17 protein-coding genes are annotated in these 20,020 nt (G+C 35.7%); 7 read left to right on the forward strand and 10 right to left on the reverse strand.

Annotated features, from left to right (window positions below):
- Positions 1 to 242 precede the first annotated feature (242 nt).
- The 10 genes from acs to ACKX2A_RS19865 form a co-directional block, all read right to left on the reverse strand.
- A complete protein-coding gene (acs, locus tag ACKX2A_RS19820) occupies positions 243 to 2,153 on the reverse strand; it encodes an acetate--CoA ligase (protein ID WP_415326737.1) in 1,911 nt (636 codons plus the stop codon).
- Positions 2,154 to 2,212: 59 nt separating this feature from the next.
- On the reverse strand, positions 2,213 to 4,099 hold the full coding sequence (locus ACKX2A_RS19825; protein WP_415326739.1) for an AMP-binding protein: 1,887 nt from the start codon (positions 4,097 to 4,099) through the stop codon (positions 2,213 to 2,215).
- Positions 4,100 to 4,206: 107 nt separating this feature from the next.
- Positions 4,207 to 4,569, reverse strand: a complete 363-nt coding sequence (locus ACKX2A_RS19830; protein ID WP_415326740.1) for a response regulator transcription factor — start codon at positions 4,567 to 4,569, stop codon at positions 4,207 to 4,209.
- A gap of 159 nt (positions 4,570 to 4,728) precedes the next feature.
- Positions 4,729 to 5,160: an IS200/IS605 family transposase gene (gene tnpA, locus ACKX2A_RS19835; protein WP_415326741.1), complete on the reverse strand. Its 432-nt coding sequence runs from the start codon at positions 5,158 to 5,160 to the stop codon at positions 4,729 to 4,731.
- A 109-nt stretch (positions 5,161 to 5,269) separates the two neighbouring features.
- Positions 5,270 to 7,954, reverse strand: a complete 2,685-nt coding sequence (locus ACKX2A_RS19840) for an ATP-binding protein (RefSeq protein ID WP_415329512.1) — start codon at positions 7,952 to 7,954, stop codon at positions 5,270 to 5,272.
- Positions 7,947 to 8,141: a hypothetical protein gene (locus ACKX2A_RS19845; protein WP_415326743.1), complete on the reverse strand. Its 195-nt coding sequence runs from the start codon at positions 8,139 to 8,141 to the stop codon at positions 7,947 to 7,949. The genes ACKX2A_RS19840 and ACKX2A_RS19845 overlap by 8 nt, the downstream gene beginning before the upstream one ends.
- A 60-nt stretch (positions 8,142 to 8,201) precedes the next feature.
- On the reverse strand, positions 8,202 to 8,429 hold the full coding sequence (locus ACKX2A_RS19850; RefSeq protein WP_415326744.1) for a DUF6814 family protein: 228 nt from the start codon (positions 8,427 to 8,429) through the stop codon (positions 8,202 to 8,204).
- Positions 8,430 to 8,473: 44 nt separating this feature from the next.
- Complete coding sequence (locus ACKX2A_RS19855) at positions 8,474 to 10,054, reverse strand: MFS transporter (protein ID WP_415326746.1); 1,581 nt, start codon at positions 10,052 to 10,054, stop codon at positions 8,474 to 8,476.
- Between the two features lie 248 nt (positions 10,055 to 10,302).
- Positions 10,303 to 11,682: a porin gene (locus tag ACKX2A_RS19860; RefSeq protein WP_415326747.1), complete on the reverse strand. Its 1,380-nt coding sequence runs from the start codon at positions 11,680 to 11,682 to the stop codon at positions 10,303 to 10,305.
- A gap of 250 nt (positions 11,683 to 11,932) precedes the next feature.
- Positions 11,933 to 12,349 (reverse strand): transposase, encoded by a 417-nt coding sequence (locus ACKX2A_RS19865; protein ID WP_415326749.1) that lies wholly within the window; start codon positions 12,347 to 12,349, stop codon positions 11,933 to 11,935.
- A 160-nt stretch (positions 12,350 to 12,509) separates the two neighbouring features.
- On the opposite strand from ACKX2A_RS19865, the gene ACKX2A_RS19870 reads away from it, so the two are divergent.
- From ACKX2A_RS19870 to ACKX2A_RS19900, 7 genes are all read left to right on the forward strand, one after another.
- On the forward strand, positions 12,510 to 13,109 hold the full coding sequence (locus ACKX2A_RS19870; protein WP_415326750.1) for a GNAT family N-acetyltransferase: 600 nt from the start codon (positions 12,510 to 12,512) through the stop codon (positions 13,107 to 13,109).
- Positions 13,081 to 14,274 carry an argininosuccinate synthase gene (gene argG, locus ACKX2A_RS19875; RefSeq protein ID WP_415326751.1) on the forward strand — a complete coding sequence of 398 codons (1,194 nt, stop codon included), beginning with the start codon at positions 13,081 to 13,083 and terminating at the stop codon, positions 14,272 to 14,274. Before ACKX2A_RS19870 ends, argG begins: the two co-directional genes overlap by 29 nt.
- Positions 14,275 to 14,432: 158 nt before the next feature.
- Positions 14,433 to 15,407 carry an N-acetyl-gamma-glutamyl-phosphate reductase gene (argC, locus tag ACKX2A_RS19880; RefSeq protein ID WP_415326752.1) on the forward strand — a complete coding sequence of 325 codons (975 nt, stop codon included), beginning with the start codon at positions 14,433 to 14,435 and terminating at the stop codon, positions 15,405 to 15,407.
- Between the two features lie 282 nt (positions 15,408 to 15,689).
- On the forward strand, positions 15,690 to 16,835 hold the full coding sequence (locus tag ACKX2A_RS19885) for an aspartate aminotransferase family protein (protein ID WP_415326753.1): 1,146 nt from the start codon (positions 15,690 to 15,692) through the stop codon (positions 16,833 to 16,835).
- A 233-nt stretch (positions 16,836 to 17,068) separates the two neighbouring features.
- Entirely contained in the window at positions 17,069 to 18,028 is a 960-nt protein-coding gene (locus ACKX2A_RS19890) for an N-acetylornithine carbamoyltransferase (protein WP_415326754.1), read from the forward strand.
- Between the two features lie 68 nt (positions 18,029 to 18,096).
- Positions 18,097 to 18,891 carry an acetylglutamate kinase gene (gene argB / locus ACKX2A_RS19895; RefSeq protein ID WP_415326755.1) on the forward strand — a complete coding sequence of 265 codons (795 nt, stop codon included), beginning with the start codon at positions 18,097 to 18,099 and terminating at the stop codon, positions 18,889 to 18,891.
- A complete protein-coding gene (locus ACKX2A_RS19900) occupies positions 18,866 to 19,948 on the forward strand; it encodes a M20 family metallo-hydrolase (RefSeq protein WP_415326757.1) in 1,083 nt (360 codons plus the stop codon). The genes argB and ACKX2A_RS19900 overlap by 26 nt, the downstream gene beginning before the upstream one ends.
- Positions 19,949 to 20,020 lie beyond the last annotated feature (72 nt).

The following is a 20,020-nucleotide window of genomic DNA, read 5'->3' on the forward strand; positions in this document are numbered from 1 at the left end:
TTCTGCGCATTTTTGTTTAATTTTATTTGAAGCTTTTTCCCGCTTTCCACTATATCTTTTGTTCCGCTTTGCTCCACAAAAGGATGTCGTTGCAATCGGGGCTAGAGTTGCAGTCAATAATTTAAACATTTTTGGAGAAAAGTCGAGTTTGTCGTCCTGAAAGGATCTAAACAAGAATCTTTTCACTCTATTTTCTAATACTACATCTAGATCCTTCCAGGATGACAAGCTTTGAAAATAAATTAATCTATTCTTTCATTTTTAATTTCCTCCACAATTTCAGGATTCAACAACGTAGAAATATCCCCAAAATTACTGAAATCACCTTCCGCGATTTTTCTTAAAATTCTACGCATAATCTTTCCTGAACGCGTTTTCGGAAGCCCTGAAACAAACTGAATCTTATCCAGCTTAGCAATTGGTCCAATTTGGTCTGAAATCAACTGATTGATCTCTTTTACCAGATTTTCCTGCTTTCTGTCTGCTCCGGAATCTTTTAGAATTACAAAGCCGTACAAAGCATTTCCTTTAATGTCATGAGGATAGCCAACAATCGCAGATTCTGCCACAGCAGGATGTTCATTGATACTGTCTTCAATCGGAGCTGTTCCCAAATTGTGCCCCGAAACGATAATCACGTCATCCACACGACCGGTAATTCTGTAGTAGCCGACTTCGTCTCTTAAAGCGCCGTCTCCCGTGAAATATTTGCCTGGGAAAGCAGTAAAATAAGTCTCTTTATATCGCTGATGATCACCCCATATTGTTCTTGCAATTCCCGGCCACGGAAAACGGATGCAAAGATTTCCCGTTACCTGATTTCCTGAAATTTCATTGCGTTTATCATCCATCAAAACAGGCTGAATTCCTGGTAAAGGCAGGGTAGCATAGGTTGGTTTTGTCGGCGTAACAAATGGAAGCGGTGAAATCATAATTCCTCCCGTCTCGGTTTGCCACCAAGTATCAACAATCGGGCATTTTTTCTTTCCAACATGATCGTTGAACCAATGCCAAGCCTCATCATTAATGGGTTCACCAACGGAACCGATTACTTTTAACGAGCTTAAGTCATGCTTATCCACCCACTCCGCGCTTTCTTTCGCTAATGAACGAATTGCAGTAGGAGCGGTGTAGAACTGGGTAACTTTATGCTTGTCAATAACTTCCCAGAATCTGTCCGGTTCTGGATAGGTTGGTATGCCTTCGAAAATAACAGTCGTTGCACCATTTAAAAGTGGTCCGTACAAAATATAAGAATGCCCTGTAATCCAGCCAATATCAGCAGTACACCAATATATATCATTTTCTTTATAATTGAATACATTTTTAAAAGTATAAGCAGTGTAAACCATGTATCCGGCGCAAGTGTGAAGCATTCCTTTTGGTTTTCCAGTGGAGCCTGAAGTATACAATATGAAAAGTGGATCTTCAGCATCCATGATGATGGTAACAAAATCGGAAGACGCTTTTTCATACAAATCTGCTAACCAAAAATCTCTGCCTTCTTTCATTTTGATTTCGTTTTTGGTTCTTTTTACCACCAAAACTTTCTCAACAGAAGGTGTTTTTTCAAGCGCTTCATCAACGATACTTTTTAAGTCTAAAACTTTGCTTCCACGGTAACTTCCGTCTGAAGTAATGACCATTTTTGCCCCGCAGTCATTTACCCTTGAAGAAACGGCAGAAGCGGAAAATCCCGCAAAAATAACTGAGTGAACAGCCCCTAATTTAGCACAAGCCAACATGGTAATCGCCAATTCCGGAATCATAGGAAGGTAAATGCACACTCTGTCGCCTTTTTCAATGCCCATGTCTTTCAAAACATTGGCTGTTTTGTTGACTCTCGTATATAATTCGTTGTAAGAAATATGCTGAGCTTCTTCTTTTGGATCGTTTGGTTCCCAAATGATTGCGGTTTTATCGCCTCTTACGGAAAGGTGTCTGTCTAAGCAGTTTTTCGTAATATTTAATTTTGCATTTTTGAACCAAGTGATCTTCGCTTCATTCATATCATATTTTACGACCTTACTCCATCTCTGATACCACACGAAATTCTGATCGGCAATCTTATCCCAGAATTTTTTAGGATTTTTAATTGACTTTTTATACTCTTCAAAATAATGCGGTAAATCTTCAATTTGATAATTACTCATATCCTTATCGTTTTTGAAATTTGAATTTTTGTTATTTAAATTTATATTTATTTTCTTGTTTAAGCCCTATATTCCACGATTTTTTGTTGAATTTCTTCAATGATTTTCTCATCATCAATCGTCGATGGGATCTGAAATTCTTTTCCGTCTAATAAAGTTCTGATTAAATTTCTTAAAATCTTTCCTGATCGTGTTTTCGGTAAACGTTTTACAATCATCACATTTTTAAGACAAGCCACAGCTCCGATTTTTTCACGAACGGTTTTTACAATATCCTTTTCAACGTCTTCTTCTGAAATCATTGAACCATTCTTTAAAACAACCGATGCAAAAGGAATTTGACCTTTTAATTCATCATCAATTCCAACAACGGCACATTCTGCAACATCGGGATGCGACGAAACAATTTCCTCCATTTCAGAGGTCGAAAGCCGATGTCCTGCTACATTAATGACATCATCCACTCGTCCTGTGATGAAAATATATCCGTCTTCATCTTTTATTGCGCCGTCTCCTGAGAAATAATAACCGTTGTACTGCGACAAATAACTATTTTGAAAACGATCATTGTCATTCCAAATTCCGAGCAAAGCTCCTGGTGGAAGTGGAAGTTTAATAATTAAATAACCTTCCTGATGCGCATCGAGTTCATAACCGTTTTCATCAAAAATTTTAATATCATATCCCGGAATTGGTTTTCCGGCTGAAGCTCTTTTGATTTTATAATTTTTATCAAAAGTCATTAAACCCAACATCGGCCAACCGGATTCTGTCTGCCACCAATGGTCGATTGCGGGAACTCCGATGTGTTCTGCAAACCAATCCAACGTTGCAACATCGCATCTTTCACCAGCCAAAAACTGTTTTTTGAAATGGCTTAAATCATATTTTTTCACCAATTCTCCATTCGGATCTTCTTTTTTGATCGCACGAATCGCTGTCGGAGCAGTAAACATCACCGAAACTTTATATTCTGAAATAATTCTCCAAAACGTTCCTGCATCGGGAGTCATGATGGGTTTTCCTTCGAAAATAATGGTTGTATTTCTGTTAATTAAGGGACCGTAAACCGAAAAACTGTGACCAACCGCCCAGCCAAAATCGGAAGCTGCCCAATAAGTTTCTCCTTGTTCAACGCCGTAAATATATTTCATGGAAAATTTCAAAACTGTTGCGTAACCTCCTGTGTCACGTGTAATTCCTTTGGGTTTTCCTGTTGTTCCTGAAGTGTATAATAAATAAAGCGGATGATTGGATTCCACGGAAACGCAATCTGCGGGTTCTGATTTTTGGACTAATTCTTCATAATCGATCAACCCGTCAAACATTTCATGTTGATTGTCTGCTAATTTTCTGTTGTATACGATGATATTTTCAACTTTATCCTGAGCTAATTCAATTGCTTTTTCAACTAATGGTAGATAAGGAATTCTCTTTGTAATTTCTACTCCTGCGGTTGCTGTGATTAAAGCTTTGGGCTTACAATCATCAATTCTCACAACCAATTCATTAGGGGCAAAACCTCCAAAAACCACATTATGAATCACTCCAATTCTCGCACAAGCTAACATCGCAAACAATGTCTGCGGAATCATCGGCATATAAATAACGGCCGTATCACCTTTTTTCAAACCTAAGGATGCTAAACCTCCTGCTAATTTTGAAATTTCTTCCTTTGCCTGACTGAAAGTGTAGGTTTTCTTTTGATTTGTAACCGGAGAATCATAAACTATTGCGATCTGCTCTCCAAAACCGTCTTCAATATGTTTATCTATACATAGATAACACATATTAAGCTTTCCGTCGGAAAACCATTGGGTGTAATTTTTTTCGTCTTTTGAGAGAATGGTAGTAGGAAATTCAAACCAGTCGATTTGCTGAGCCTGTTCTTTCCAGAAATTCTCTTTGTCTTCTATGCTTTGTTTAAATAAAATATCTGTATCCATATTAATTTTCGTGTTTTGGTCAGTAAGGAGCGTAGCAGTCTGTGCTTAATTTCCTTAGCAATGATGGTGTGCAAAGTCTTTTTATCTTTTCTCTATCATCTCAAACTCTATTCAAACATTTCCTCAATCTGCTGTATCAGTTTTTTAATTGAATAAGGTTTCGTTACATAAGCATCAGCTCCCATTTCCAAGCCTTTTTCAATGTCTTTCGGATTATTTTTTGCACTCAGGAAAATGACTTTTGTATCTTTTAATTTTTCATCTTGTTTAATGATTTCCAATGTACTGTAACCGTCAAGATTCGGCATCATAATATCCAATAAAATTACATCTGGAGTCATTGTTTTCAGGAATTCCAAAACTTCAGTTCCGTCTCTGGCAATGAAAACATCATAACCGTTTTTCTTGAAACTGTACTCCAGTGACATTAATATTTTGTGTTCGTCATCCGCAATAATTATCTTTTTCATAAGGTGTTTTGTTGGTGTTTAGCTGTGTTCAACTTCATTGTTTTTTCTTTTTTTGAGAATCCGAAGGATTCAATTTTAATAGCCGTAGGTAAAACCTATGGTATATGAATAGGATTCGCATTAAATCAACCCGGAGGGTTGAATATTATTAATTCTATGTCATTCTGATTCGATTCCATGTTCCGATAAAAGCTTTTTAAATTCAATCTCAAATGTTTCCGTTTTATGATGCTCTTTTTGATTTTTTATATAATTTATAATTCTTTCCTTTTCTATCATTGAATAGGTAAATGCTCCGTATCCTTCCTGCCATCCAGAAAATTCAGTAAACAATCCCGATTCTTTCATCCATAAATTGGTTGCAACTTTTATATCTTTTACCAAATTACTGAGATTTATATTGGGATGTAGATCACAAAAAATATGAACGTGATCTGGCATTCCATTAATTCTGTATAATTTACATTTTTTATTTTTTAATATACCCCAAATATATCTGTATAGCTCTGATTCATTCTTTTCATTAATTGTTGGTTCACGATGTTTTGTCCCGAAAACAATGTGATAAAATATTTGTCGATAAGTTCCCATTTTTTCATCTGTGTTTTTGTTATTGAACCCTATCGGGTTCTGGTTTGTATTTTATTTATCTGTTCCCATAGGTTTCACCTACGGCTATTATTGTTGAACCCTATCGGGTTCATGATTGTTTAAACAATTGTTTTTTTGGCAAAATGACCGTAAAAGTCACGCCGAGTCCGTTGTTTTCTGCTTTTATCGTTCCGCCTTGAGCTTGTACAATTTTTTTCGAAATAGCCAGCCCAAGTCCGCTTCCTGTTGGTTTTAAAATATTTTGATTTTTTGACTGATAAAATTTATCAAAAATCATTTCCAGATCTTCTTCGGGAATATGTTTTCCGGTATTAAAAATTGTAATGATTAAATGATTTTCCCTTTCAGATAATTTAGTTTGAATCGTTCCCTGTTCATCTGTAAATTTTAAAGCATTTCCTAAAATATTCTGAAATAATTGAATCATTCTCGCTTCATCATATTCAAACACAAAATTATTGAGAAGATTAACTTCACTTAAATGAATATTTTTCTGATGAATCAAATGCAAAAGTGGATTTACTGCTTTTTTATAAGTTTCAATAATATTATTTTCCTGAATATTTAAAACGATTTCGCCATGTTGAAGTTTGTCTAAATAAAGAATATCATTAATGATTTCACTCAATCGATCAGATTCTGTAATGATATTATTTAAAAATTCTCTTTTGATTTCCAAGGGAATATCGTCATCGTCTGCCAAAATTTCTCCTGCCGAACGGATTGCAGTAATTGGGGTTCTTAATTCGTGAGCAACGGAATCCAGGAAATCGTCTTTTTGATGATCTTTAATGATTAAACTTTCGTTGGCTTTTCTTAAATCATCGGATAATTTTTGTAACTCTTCCGATTGTTCGGTTAGCTTTTTATTTAGTGTAATATTTTCTTTGGATTCTTCTAAAATGTTTAAAACTTCCTTTAAAGAAATTTTATCTTCTTTGGTGACACCTTCAATCAAAATTTTCGCAGAAGCAGTTCCAATTCTCCCTGCTAATAGGTTTTCCGAAAATTTGATAAATCTTGAATCTGCGGTTTCAGTCTGAGAATCAATATTATATTTTAAATTGAAAATTCTTAGTGCCTGTTCTGTTTTATTTTTACCTAAAAATCTTTCAAGAATGTTTTTAATGTCTGAAACATAAGCAGTTCCGCGCCAAATAAATGCATTTTCATGATTTTGAATATATTTATCAATATCAACGTACAATTCGGCGAAATTTCTTTCACGATAATTTCCTTTGCTGCTCACGGAAAGAATGGCAAACAAGCCTGTATTCACTAAAATCGACCAAAAGAAAATCTGTGGAATTCTTCCCAGAAATGAAATTTTAAAGAAATCAAAAGCATCATACATTTCTCTTAAAACTCCTTTGAATTCCTGGTTGTATGAAAAATAATACTGCGGAATAATCAATCCGAAATAGCAGATGATCAATCCTGCCAATAATCCGATCACTGCACCTTTGTAGCTTCCTCTCCGCCAGAAAATAGCTCCGAAAAATGCGGGTGCCAATTGTGCAATCACGACAAATGAAATCAATCCAACAGAATCGAGTGACGTTTTTAAAATAAAATATTTATAAAAGGCAAACGCCATAATAATCAATGCGAAAATACTGAACTTTCTAATGTTAGTAATGAGTTTTGTATTTTGTGCTTCATTCTCGGATTTTAACTTTCCTAATAATCCGTAAGGAATAATTAAATTGTTGGAAAGCATGATGGATAAAGTAATCGCCGAAATGATAATCATCGAAATACAGGAACTTAATCCTCCGAGAAATACCAAAACGGTAATTAAGGTATTACCAAAATGCTGTGGAATCAAAATAGAGTAGAACTCCGGATTTACTTTTTGTCCTTCAAAGATCAGTCTTCCGCCCCACGCAATCGGAAAGATAAATACAGTAAAAATCAACAAGTAAAGTGGGAAAAACCAGATCGCTGTTTTGATATGTTTTTCCTGTCTGTTTTCAACGATAGCCGTGTGAAACTGTCTTGGAAGAATGCAGATTGCCGTTCCGGAAATCATGCACAAAACCATCCAGTTCATCGCACCTTCAACGCCGTTGAAAGTGTTTTTTTCTTTGAAGTCATCAAATTGACTGGCTTTTTGATAAATATCGGAAAACCCATCAAAAACAAAATAGATAACAAATAATCCTAAAATGATGATAAAGAAAAGCTTAAGAAAGCTTTCTAAAGCGATCGCAGAAATAATTCCCAAACGTTTTTCCGAAGCATCAACGTATTTTGTTCCATAATAAGATGAAAATAAAGCAATTAAAACTACAACGAAAGTTGCGTTATCCGTCAAAATATCATTTGACATCGGAGTTTCTGTTACCAAATGAAAAGTTTCGGAGATCGCTTTGATTTGCAAACCGATATAAGGAACAATCGCTAAAAGACACACGATCGTAATAATCGCACTGAAACTCCTGCTGTTTCCGTATCGTAATGAAATAAAATCTGCAAGACTGCTTATCTTATTGACTCTTGCAATTCTTACAATTCGTGTATTAATGTAAATCCAGGCAGGAATAACGATGATGGGACCAATATAAATAGGAAGGTAATTTAGTCCGCTTGTTGCAGCCACACCAATGCTTCCGTAATACGTCCAAGCTGTGCAGTATACCGCCAGAGAAAGCGCGTAGATATAAGGATTGTTGATCCAAATCTTGCTTTTTTTCTTCTCTGCCAAATGAGCAACTAAGAACAAAAGTGCGAGATAGAACATAACCACGGTAAATAAAGCGAAACTACTCATCATATCTTTTTACGATTATAAAAGAAATAATGATGGAAACCATCCAGACAGCGAAAATATAAATCAACATCATCGGATAACCAAAAACTTCCTTGTCACTATTGAATAACAATGAGACAGGAATACTGAAAGCAATCAGAAGCCCGATGCTCAGAATGATTAGCTTTTGTTCGTGTCTTTTTTTCATGCTATATAAAAGATAATTGACGAACGAAAAGATCCGCCAATTACCACTAACTTATTTTATTTAAACATTGTCATCAGAATATTCTCCGGTTAAAGCATAATAACCGAATATCGCCATTCCGCCTGAGATGATTGGCATTAAAACAAAGAGAATAATGATCCCGAAAACCAGGTCTTCCTGTTTTCCTGAGGTGATTTTGGGGATTCCCAACACTGTAATTCCGAAATATCCCACCACCAGCGCAATGGCTATCCAAACTATACCTAATATTTTTTTGAGTCCGTTCATTTTTAGTTGATTTAAAATTAATAAATTTTTAAGTGATTTAATGCTTAATCGTGAATATTATTGTTCTTATTTTTAAGATAAAACAATCCGATCAATAAACAGACTGCGGCAACTCCGATAGGATACCAAAGTCCTTCCAGATACCATGTTGCGTGTCCTGCTTCTTTTCCTGTTGTTACTAAATAAGTTGCAACTGCCGGAAGCAAGCCTCCAAATACTCCGTTTCCAATATGATATGGTAGAGACATTGATGTATAGCGGATTCTCACGGGGAACATTTCAACTAGGAATGCCGCAATCGGACCGTAAACCATCGTTACAAAAATCACCTGAATGAATACTAAAAATACCAAATACCATTTTGTATTGTCAGCTAATTTGATGCTTTGGGAAACTTTCGGTTCTTCCGCTTTTCCGTCTTTCATAACGGGTCCGCTTGGTGACCAGTGCACAACGCTGTCTTTTTTAATTAAAGTTCCGTCGGTGTACAATGTTTCTTTATGGAAGCTTACCAGGCTGTCGGTTGTGATTTTATCATGAATTTTCGCTGTTCTTTTCTCTGTAATTCCGTTCGCTGCAACAGTTTTGTTTTCAAGATTAATGCTTTTAAACATGGAATCATAAATAGGTCTGTATGCTAAAATTGCAACCAGCATTCCTGTCATCATCACTGCTTTTCGACCAATTTTATCCGAAAGCCATCCGAAGAAAACGAAAAAAGGCGTTCCTAAAAATAAGGCTGTTGCCATTAATGAATCGACTTGCGCAGATTCTACGTTCATTACTTTTTGAAGGAAACTCATGGCGTAAAATTGTCCGGTGTACCAAATTACCCCTTGTCCCATCGCGGCTCCGAATAATGCCAATAAGACAAATTTAAAGTTGAATTTATTCCCAAAACTTTCTTTTAGAGGATTTTTTGAAGTTTTTCCTTCACTTTTAGCCTTAGCAAAAAGCGGAGATTCTTTCATGTTTCTTCTGATGATGTAAGAAACTCCTACCATTAAAATGGAAATCCAGAAAGGAATTCTCCAACCCCAACCATCGAATTCTTCGGCGGAAAGTGTTGTTTTTGTAACTAGAATAACAATCAATGAAATGAAAAGTCCCGCCGTTGCAGTGGTTTGAATCCATGATGTCCAGTAACCTCTGCGATGGGGTTGTGCATATTCGGCAACATAAGTCGCGGCACCTCCGTATTCACCTCCTAAAGCCAAACCTTGTAATAATCTTAAAATTAAAACTAAAACAGGTGCCATAAATCCAATGGTTTCATAACTTGGGATACATCCGATCAGGAATGTTGAGAACCCCATGATTAATAAAGTTACCAAAAAGGTATATTTTCTTCCTATAATATCTCCCAATCTTCCGAAGAACAATGCTCCAAAAGGTCTTACCACAAATCCTGCTGCGAAAGTTGCAAGCGTAGATAAAAATGCTGCGGTCGGATTATCTGCCGGGAAAAATTTCGTTGCTAAAACTACGGCCAGACTTCCGAAGATGTAGAAATCGTACCATTCTATCAGTGTACCGAGTGATGATGCAGTGATCACGCTCCAAATCGTGCGGTTTTTCTGCTTGTCGGTCATATTTTCGTAGGCATCGTGATGATTTTCGCTCATATTGCTTAAATTTTGATGTTAGTTTAAATTGATATTGAGTTTTCTAAAAATTTGTTTTAACTGTTGGTAATCGCAAAGGCACAAGAAAAGTTTTTGTATTTATTTTTTAAGACTCAAAGATTTTATCTTCGATAAAATTTGTAGAATATTTTTTGGTGAAAATCTTTGATTTTTATTCTTTTGTAAACTTTGTCTTTCTAAACAGAATAATGTCTTTTGTATCTTTTGTGGTTAAAAATTCAACGGTTTTATAAATAAATCTGGAATTGCACAATGAATTCTCCTTTAGATTTTGGGCTTTCCGTCGGACTTGTGTAAGTTGGTCTTGTAGAATACTGCGTTGTAATTTTCGCGTGATGACCATCGATAAACCAGTTTGCACCAACATCAAATTGTGAGGAAGATTTATCAAAAGCCTCAAAACTTTTATGTGTATAAGCTGCAAAAGGCTGGATTCTGATTTTCGGTTTTTCTGCCTGACTTGGCAAGAGCAAACCAGCTTGTGCGTAGATAATATTACCTGTTCCGATAGTAGGTTGTAGATTTCCCGGTCCTGCAATCGCTTTATCGCCAATAAAATTTGGATCTGCAGAAGCAATATTCATGATCCCTAAATTCCTGATGTAATTCGGCCCGAATTGATAATTGTAATATCCTGCATAGGCCGAAACTGCCATTTTATTTTTTGCATTTCCCAAAGGAATATCTGCAAAAGCATCTACGGCAACGAGGGTAATGTCGTGTTTTTCAATAGTTGAATTCACTGAAGTTCTCGTTCCGTCTTTTTGATGATAAAAACCTGCGCCAACATTAAAAACTTTTTTCGTTCCCAAATAAGATCCAACTTTAAAAGGCAATAGATTAGATTCTTCATCCAAAAATTGATATTCAACATATCCGGCTTTTGAGAAATTCGGATTTCCATTGTTATCAACGGCTACTGCTTTTGCCGGATCTGTAACATTTGTTGGCGTTAAATCTGTCGCAAAAGGCTTGTTTAGGCTAAAACGATACTCCAATTTTCCATATTTTCCCTTCGCAAACATTCCCAATTGTCTGGCGAACTGATCGGAATTGTCAATCAAAGGCCATGAGAAAATAGGGGAGTCGACGGTAAGAAAATTCAATGTTGAAGCCATTGTCATTCGGGAAAGTCCCATATAGTAATGCAATCCCGCTCCCAGAGATAAGCTGAATTTGCCCGCTTCACCAGGTAAAATAACTGCATATTCGTTCCAGGCATCATGAAAAAACATCTGTGGCTTTTTCCCGTTTCCATAGCCTCCCGTTCCTGAAGTTCCCGAACCACCACCGTTGATAAATGTCTGATTATTAATTCCAAAATGTGCTAAAATCATATATCTTTTGGAAATTTGGGCATATGTTAAAGCACGTAATCGTCTGTTCCCTAGACTCCAGGAATTATCTGTAGGTTCTCCGCCAACCATACTTCCAGGGTTCATTTGGGTGTTTCTCAACCAAAATTGGTCCCACAAAATAAATCTGACATACTTATCGCCTTGTTGATTTAAGTTAACTTTCAGTCCATTTCCATAATCAGGCGAACCTTGAGAATATAAAGAATTGCTGATTAAAGCTAATCCAATAAAAGTGAGTAATTTCTTCATAAATTATCATTTTTTGGCGTTATTTTTTATGAAAGCCAAATTGGAATTAATAATTTATTTGAAGAAATTTAATATATATTAGTGCTAATTATATAGTTATGAGTTTCGAGTTATAAGTTATAAGTTTTTAAAATGTTTGAATTTTTGTACTAAAATATTATTTAATATTTTGATTTTTAAATATTTATGATTTTATTTATCTGTAATAAAACTCATAACTTATAACTCGAAACTCATAACTTTTTAAAGCCTATTTTTTAAATCTTTCCCATTTTATCAGCATATATTTATCAGCAAACTGAGTAATAATTAAGCCTGAATTTTTAATATTTTCTTCTTTGCTCATATATTCAATCAGTTCATTTTGCTTTAAAATTTTATACACCGGATGAAATTCTGAATGAGGAGGTCTTACGATATTATATTTCTTGATCCATGAACTAATTGTAACATGAGAAACACCGATAATCCTCTCTATTTCACGAAAACTTAAACCTTCAAGATATAGTTGTAATGCTTTTGTTACGTAGTAATCATCAATTTGTTTTCCTAATTTTTTTACGGTAAAATAGTAATTGCAATCCTTGCAAAGAAAACGTTGTTTTTCATTCACGATTCCGCTTTTTACCACTTTTTTACCATTACATTTAGGACATTGATTTTCCATATCTATATCTTTTTAGCAAATATATAATAATTTAGCAAAATATTAATTTAGTGTAAAGATAAAATTACCTGTATATTATATTAATTCAATAAAATTATCTTTTTTATTTGGTTTTAAAAGAAATTATATTTTAAATTTGCCAAAAAATTTAGATAAATAAATGGAAATAGAAATTTCCTCATCCATACATCTGATGTATGTGAGTGAAATACAGCAGGAAATGTACGATTCTGCACAGCGTAGAGGAACGGGGATTGCCAAACGTTCCATAGAATATTTAAGCAAAAAAATTTCAGAAGGCAATGCTGTGGTGGCTACTGAAAACGGAGAGTGGGTAGGTTTCTGTTATATAGAAACCTGGTCGCATGGTCAGTTTGTGGCCAACTCCGGGTTGATTGTTTCACCAAAATATAGGGAAAGGGGTGCTGCGACTTTAATTAAAAATAAAGTTTTCCAATTATCTAGAGATAAATATCCAAATGCGAAAGTTTTTGGGCTTACGACAGGTCTTGCCGTGATGAAAATCAACAGTGATTTAGGCTACAAACCAGTAATTTATTCTGAGCTGACTCAGGATGAAGAGTTCTGGAACGGCTGTAAAAACTGTGTGAACTATGAAATTTTAATGAAAAAAGAACGTAAAAACTGCCTGTGTACGGCCATGCTTTTCGTTCCTGAAAATATAACAAAAAATGGAGCTGCCCATACGCAGCCGGAAATTAAATATAGCAATGAACAAGAAAGTAATCTTAGCGTTTAGCGGAGGTTTGGATACCTCTTACTGTGCTAAATATCTTAGTGAGACACTGGGATATGATGTGTATGCAGTAACTGTAAATACCGGAGGTTTTTCAAAAGAAGAGGAAAAAGAACTGGAGAAAAAAGCCCTGAATCTTGGGGTAAAAGAATACAGGTGCGTGGATGCTCAGGAAGATTATTATAATTCTTGTGTGAAGTATTTGATTTTTGGGAATGTGCTAAAAAATAATACTTATCCTCTTTCTGTAAGTGCGGAACGTACCATTCAGGCGCAGGAAATTGCAAAATTTGCAATTGAAGTCGGAGCCGACGCCATTGCTCATGGAAGTACCGGTGCAGGAAATGACCAGGTTCGTTTTGACTTGATTTTTCAGGTGATATGTCCTAATGTGGAAATCATTACGCCGATTCGTGATATGGCTTTATCCCGTGAAGAAGAAATCGAGTTTTTGAAAAATCATGGCTATGAAATGGAATTCCAAAAAGCACAGTATTCGGTTAATAAAGGGCTTTGGGGGACTTCAGTGGGTGGAAAAGAAACATTGACCTCAAGAAATTATCTTCCGGAAGAAGCTTTTCCTTCTCAAATTAAAGAAACTCAGCCTTCGGACTTGGAAATTGAGTTTAAAGATGGGGAAGTTGTAGCGGTAAACGGAGAAAATTTTGAACATTCAGTTTATGCGATTCAGAAAATTGAAGAATTAGCCTCAGCTTATGGAATCGGTCGTGATATTCACGTGGGAGATACGATTGTAGGAATCAAAGGAAGAGTTGGGTTTGAAGCGGCAGCAGCATCCGTGATTATCAAAGCGCACCATTTATTGGAAAAACATACGCTTTCAAAATATCAGCAGATGATGAAGTCTCAATTATCCGATTGGTACGGAAACTGGCTTCACGAAGCACTTTTCTTAGATCCTGTGATGAGAAATATTGAGTCTTTCTTGGTAGATTCTCAAAAAACAGTCAGTGGAAAAGTTTTTGTAACCCTTCATCCTTACAGATTTATTTTAAATGGAATTGAATCTCAACATGATTTAATGTCTGATAAATTCGGAAGCTACGGAGAAGCAAACAGAGCATGGACAGGCGAAGATGTGAAAGGCTACACCAAAATTGTAAGCAATTCATTAAATATATATCATCAGATTAATTCAACATTATGATGACGAACCCGAAGGGTTCAATAGGAATAGCCGTAGGTGAAATCGAGGAACGAGATTCGGCGAAGCCAAACCTATGGATTAAAAAAGATCAACATAAACATAGAACCCGAAGGGTTCAATAAAGTAGCCGTAGGTGAAACCTATGGACAATAATAAAAATGATTGAAATTAACAAAACAGCAGGAATTATCGGAGCCAACGGTTATACAGGAAGCGAACTGGTTCGTCTGCTGGCTTTTCATCCTCATGTGTCTTTGCGTTTTTTATATAGTCGTTCGAATTCGGGAACAAAGATTTCAGATTTGTACCCGGATTTAGCGACAGTTTGTGAAATGGTTTTAACGGACCAATCTGAAGATGTAGATATTTTATTTTTATGTCTTCCTCACAAAGAAAGTCAAAATTGGCTGGCTCAAAATGCTGTAAAAGATGAAACATTAGTCATTGATTTAGGAAATGATTTTCGCTTAGACGGTAATTTCGAAAACAGAAATTTTATCTACGGATTACCTGAGATCAACAAAAAACAACTTTCAGGGGCGAAAAGTATTGCGAATCCGGGATGCTTTGCAACGGCAATTCAACTGGCTTTGCTTCCGTTAGCACAAAAAGGTTTGTTGAATGAAGTTTATACAACAGGAATTACAGGTTCAACAGGTGCAGGTCAGTCTTTACAGGCGACGACGCACTTCACTTGGAGGAATGATAATATTTCAGCTTATAAAACTTTGACGCATCAGCATGTGGATGAGATTTTACAGCAGTTAGTTTCTTTTAATTCAAATGAAATTAATCTAAATTTCGTTCCATGGAGAGGCGATTTTGCGAGGGGAATTTTTACAAGTTCCACGGTGAAAACAGATTTAGAACTTTCAGATATTGAGCAATTGTTTAAGGATTTTTATGCAGATGAGCCTTTTGTGAAGGTAAGCGAAAAAGCAATTGATCTAAAACAGGTTGTCAATACAAATCGCTGTGTGATACAGATTGAAAAATGTGGGAATGTTGCGGTCATTCACTCAGCGATTGACAATTTGTTGAAGGGGGCTTCCGGACAAGCTGTCCAAAATATGAATATTGCAATGGGTTGGGAAGAAAATTCAGGATTGAACTTAAAGCCGATTGCGTTTTAAAAGTGAATTAAAATTGTGAATTGTCAATGAGTCAATTGTGAATTTATAACTCCATTTAAAAACGACCTAGGAAAATGGAGCGTTAAGAAAAATAGTTTTGTGAACGTTAAGAAAATTCTACTGTTCGAAGCACGACACAAATGTCGAACCGAAGAACAAATGTAAATTTCGCGCAAGTTTTAGAATTTTTAGAGAACAAAAATATTTTTTAGCGGAAGTTTCCAGTCTTGAACTTTTGTTTCTTTTGCTTCAAGGCAAAAGAAATTGATAAAAAAACAAAATATGAATTTATTCAACGTATATCCATTATTCAACATAAATCCTGTAAAAGCTCAGGGATCATTTCTTTGGGATGATAAAGGAGAAAAATATCTTGATTTTTACGGAGGTCATGCCGTGATTTCTATCGGGCACAACCATCCGCATTATCAGAATCAATTAAAAAACCAGTTAGATAAAATATCTTTCTATTCAAACTCGGTTCAGAATGAATTACAAACTGAACTGGCAGAAAAATTAGGAAAACTTTCAGGCTTGGAAGATTACAATCTGTTTCTGTGCAATTCAGGTGCTGAAGCGAATGAAAATGCTTTAAAACTGGCTTCTTTCCACAATGGAAAAAATAAAGTGCTGTATTTTTCAGGTTCATTCCACGGAAGAACTTCGGCAGCAGTTTCGGTTACAGATAATCCAAAAATTGTAGCTCCGGTAAACTATGATGAAAGATTCATCAAATCTGAATGGAATAATATCGAGCAGCTTGAACAGGTTTTCGAAAAGCAAGGAAACGAAATTTCATCTGTAATAATAGAAGGAATCCAAGGAGTTGGAGGAATTATGATTCCAACCGTTGAATTTTTAACTAAAATCAAAGAATTGTGTAAAAAACATGATGTTATTTTGATTTTGGATGAAGTTCAGTCAGGATACGGAAGAAGCGGTTATTTCTTTGCCCATCAGGAATTTGGGATCGAAGCGGATATTATTACCACAGCTAAAGGAATGGGAAATGGTTTCCCAATCGGCGGCGTTTTGATTCACCCGAAATTTGAGGCAAGCAACGGTTTGCTGGGAACAACTTTCGGAGGAAATCATTTGGCTTGTGTTGCAGCGATTGCGGTATTAGACGTCATGAAAGATGAAAATCTTATAGAAAATGCTCAGCAAATGGGCGCTTATATTGAAAATGAAATTAAAGATTTTCCACATATTAAAACGATCCGAAGGAAAGGGTTGATGATTGGGATTGAACTTGATAGGGATTGCTCGGAAGCGAGGAACAGCCTGTTGTACAATCATCATATTTTCACAGGAAATTCTAATGATAAGGCTGTGTTGAGGATTCTTCCGGCTCTTAACATTAAAAAAGAAGAAACTGATATTTTTATTAATGCTTTGAAAGAAGTGTTGGAGAATATTAACCTGTGAAAATTATAAAGTCTGTCATTCTGAACGGAACAAAGTGGAGTGAAGAATCTCTATCGAATTAAAGGTTGTATGAGATTCTTCGTCAGAATGACAACATACCTTTCAATTGCTGAGTGAAACGCCCTTGGGATCGAAAATATTTTTCAACTTAAATCGAAAAAAAAACTTTACAACCATAGCGTTAAAAACTCAACATAATATGTAAGATAAAAAATCTTTAAAATCAATTCAAAATGAAAAAATTCACCTCGGTAAGTGATGTTGAAAACTTACAGGAAATTATAAAAAAAGCTTTACACATTAAAGAAAATCCTCTTTCGGAAACCGAGAAAGGAAAAGGAAAAACCATTGGACTTGTATTTTTAAATTCAAGTTTAAGAACCCGTTTAAGCAGTCAGATTGCAGCACAGAATTTAGGTTTAAATGTTTTAACGTTAAATGCTGCCCAGGAAGCATGGAATTTGGAGTTTGCAGATGGTGCGGTAATGAACGGCGATACAGTTGAACATATTAAAGATGCGATTGAAGTATTAAATCAATATTGCGACATTATTGCGGTTCGTTGTTTTGCTGGAATGAAGAATAAAGAAGATGATGTTAATGAAAGTATTTTAAGCCAGTTCGAGCAGCATGCAAAAGTTCCGGTGATTTCACTGGAATCGGCAACACGTCATCCTTTGCAGAGTTTAGCAGACTGTATCACGATTACAGAAAACTGGAAAGAAGAACTTAAGCCTAAAGTGGTTTTAACTTGGGCGCCTCACATCAAGCCGATTGCCCACGCAGTAGGAAATTCTTTTGCAGAATGGATGCAGGAAATGGATGTGGATTTTGTCATCGCCAATCCTGAAGGATATGATTTGGATAAAAATTTCACAAAAAATGTGGAAGTAATTCACGATCAGGATGAAGCATTAAAAGATGCAGACTTTATTTATGTTAAAAACTGGTCGTCTTTTGATGATTATGCGGCAATGCCTGAGGTAAAAGAAAGCTGGATGCTGACGAATAAAAAATTAGAAAATACCAATCAGGCAAAAGTAATGCACTGTCTTCCGGTTCGTCGAAATGTAGAATTGAGTGATGAGGTAATGGATGGTGAAAATTCTATCATTTATCAGCAGGCAAAAAACCGAATTTTCTCGGCTCAGGTGGTTTTCTCTGAAATCTTAGATGAGTTGAATTCTAAATAAATTATTGGAGTCCTAAAAGGACTACTTAAATCAGGATAGGATGTAATCCTATCTAAAAATGTATAAAAATGAAAGAAAAATTATACATCATAAAAATTGGCGGAGCATTAATCGATGATGAGGAATTATTAGAACAATTTCTTCAACAGTTTTCTGAAATTCAGGAAAAGAAAATCCTTGTTCATGGAGGCGGAAAATTAGCAACGACTTTAGCAGATAAATTAGGCATTGAGCAAAAGCTGGTGAACGGACGAAGAATCACTGACAAAGATACGTTGGATATTGTGGCGATGGTTTATGCGGGAGGAATCAACAAAAATATTGTGGCAAAACTTCAGCAAAAGAAGTGTAAAGCCATAGGTTTTTCGGGTGCAGATGCCAATTTAATTAAAGCCAAAAAAAGAGAACATGCTGAAATTGACTTCGGGTTTGTAGGTGACATCACCGAAAAAAGTGTGAATAGAAAGTTGATCTCAAAGTTGCTTAAACTTGAATTAGTGCCTGTTTTTTCGGCGATTACTCATGATAAAAAAGGTCACCTTTTCAATACGAATGCAGATACGATTGCTTCGGTTATTGCACAGGCTTTATCGGTAAAATACGATGTTGAATTATTGTATTGCTTTGACAAAAATGGAGTTTTGGAAGATATAAACAATCCGAAATCTACCATTAAAAATATTTCAGAAGAAGAATTTTCAGCCTTAAAAGATGAAGGAAAACTTCACAAAGGAATCCTTCCAAAGTTAGAAAATGCTCTTGGAGCAGTAAAAAATAATGTAAGAAAGGTGTTCTTAATTAAAGAAACCGAACTAAAAAACCATATAGAAAACCATCATGCAGGAACTGAAATCTGTTTATAGTAAAGATGAATTACTGAATAATGCAGTAGAATTGCTGAAAAAACTGATTGAGATTCCATCATTCAGCAAAGATGAATTTAATACGTCGGTGGAGATTGAAAATTTTTTCAAGAAGAACAATATTCCTACAAAACGGTTTAAAAATAACATCTGGGCGGTGAATAAAAATTTTGATGTTTTCAAACCGTCAATTTTGCTGAATACGCATCACGACACTGTAAAACCGAATAAAGCGTATACTTTAGATCCGTTTTTACCAATAGAAAAGGACGGGAAACTATTCGGATTGGGAAGCAACGATGCGGGAGCTTCTTTGGTTTCAATGGCGCAGGTTTTTTTACATTTTTATGATAAAGAAGATTTACAATATAATTTAGTTATTGCTTTGACGGCAGAGGAGGAGATTTCAGGGTTTGATGGGATCGAGGCTTTATTTCCACAGCTTCCGAATGTGGAGCTCGCCATTGTAGGAGAACCCACGCAGATGAATCTGGCGATTGCAGAAAAAGGACTTTTGGTGATTGACGGGGAAATGAAAGGCACTCCTTCTCACGCTGCTCATCCGAATGATGATAACTCGATTGTGAAATGTATGGAAGATTTGCAGAATATTCTGAGTTTCAAATTTCCAAAGGTTTCGGATTATTTAGGTGAGGTAAAGATAACGTTGTCGGGAATTCATGCGGGAGTTCAGCACAATGTTGTTCCGGAATCATGTACTTTTACTTTAGATGTAAGAGTGACCGATGAATATTCCAATAAAGAAGCATTTGAAATTATTCAGTCGCAGATGAAATCAACTTTAACGGCAAGATCTTTCAGGCTAAACTCTTCAAAAATTGAAATGGATCATCCGTTCGTACAGGCCGGTCTGGAAATCGGAAGGACAACTTACGGTTCGCCAACTTCATCCGATCAGGCGATTATTCCTTGTACATCTGTGAAGCTCGGTCCGGGCGACAGCAGGCGCTCTCACACTGCAGATGAATTTATCTTCATTGAAGAAATCGCGGAAGGAATTGAGATTTATATTAAAATTTTGGAGAAAGTGTTATAGGCTTGAAGCAGGATGATGGGGTTTTTGTAGTCTGTTATTCGAATGCAACTTTATAATAAAAACACTTAGAAT

This window comes from Chryseobacterium sp. MMS23-Vi53 (assembly GCF_047651245.1).
Taxonomy (GTDB): domain Bacteria; phylum Bacteroidota; class Bacteroidia; order Flavobacteriales; family Weeksellaceae; genus Chryseobacterium.

Excerpts from the sequence above, each read along its gene's own strand:
- ACKX2A_RS19890 (WP_415326754.1), top strand. The coding sequence starts at position 17,069 with ATGAAAAAATTCACCTCGGTAAGTGATGTTGAAAACTTACAGGAAATT.
- ACKX2A_RS19860 (WP_415326747.1), bottom strand. The coding sequence starts at position 11,682 with ATGAAGAAATTACTCACTTTTATTGGATTAGCTTTAATCAGCAATTCT.
- ACKX2A_RS19840 (WP_415329512.1), bottom strand. The coding sequence starts at position 7,954 with ATGAGTAGTTTCGCTTTATTTACCGTGGTTATGTTCTATCTCGCACTT.
- ACKX2A_RS19885 (WP_415326753.1), top strand. The coding sequence starts at position 15,690 with ATGAATTTATTCAACGTATATCCATTATTCAACATAAATCCTGTAAAA.
- argB (WP_415326755.1), top strand. The coding sequence starts at position 18,097 with ATGAAAGAAAAATTATACATCATAAAAATTGGCGGAGCATTAATCGAT.
- ACKX2A_RS19855 (WP_415326746.1), bottom strand. The coding sequence starts at position 10,054 with ATGAGCGAAAATCATCACGATGCCTACGAAAATATGACCGACAAGCAG.
- ACKX2A_RS19845 (WP_415326743.1), bottom strand. The coding sequence starts at position 8,141 with ATGAAAAAAAGACACGAACAAAAGCTAATCATTCTGAGCATCGGGCTT.
- ACKX2A_RS19865 (WP_415326749.1), bottom strand. The coding sequence starts at position 12,349 with ATGGAAAATCAATGTCCTAAATGTAATGGTAAAAAAGTGGTAAAAAGC.
- tnpA (WP_415326741.1), bottom strand. The coding sequence starts at position 5,160 with ATGGGAACTTATCGACAAATATTTTATCACATTGTTTTCGGGACAAAA.
- ACKX2A_RS19900 (WP_415326757.1), top strand. The coding sequence starts at position 18,866 with ATGCAGGAACTGAAATCTGTTTATAGTAAAGATGAATTACTGAATAAT.
- ACKX2A_RS19830 (WP_415326740.1), bottom strand. The coding sequence starts at position 4,569 with ATGAAAAAGATAATTATTGCGGATGACGAACACAAAATATTAATGTCA.
- ACKX2A_RS19825 (WP_415326739.1), bottom strand. The coding sequence starts at position 4,099 with ATGGATACAGATATTTTATTTAAACAAAGCATAGAAGACAAAGAGAAT.
- argG (WP_415326751.1), top strand. The coding sequence starts at position 13,081 with ATGAACAAGAAAGTAATCTTAGCGTTTAGCGGAGGTTTGGATACCTCT.
- argC (WP_415326752.1), top strand. The coding sequence starts at position 14,433 with ATGATTGAAATTAACAAAACAGCAGGAATTATCGGAGCCAACGGTTAT.
- acs (WP_415326737.1), bottom strand. The coding sequence starts at position 2,153 with ATGAGTAATTATCAAATTGAAGATTTACCGCATTATTTTGAAGAGTAT.
- ACKX2A_RS19870 (WP_415326750.1), top strand. The coding sequence starts at position 12,510 with ATGGAAATAGAAATTTCCTCATCCATACATCTGATGTATGTGAGTGAA.
- ACKX2A_RS19850 (WP_415326744.1), bottom strand. The coding sequence starts at position 8,429 with ATGAACGGACTCAAAAAAATATTAGGTATAGTTTGGATAGCCATTGCG.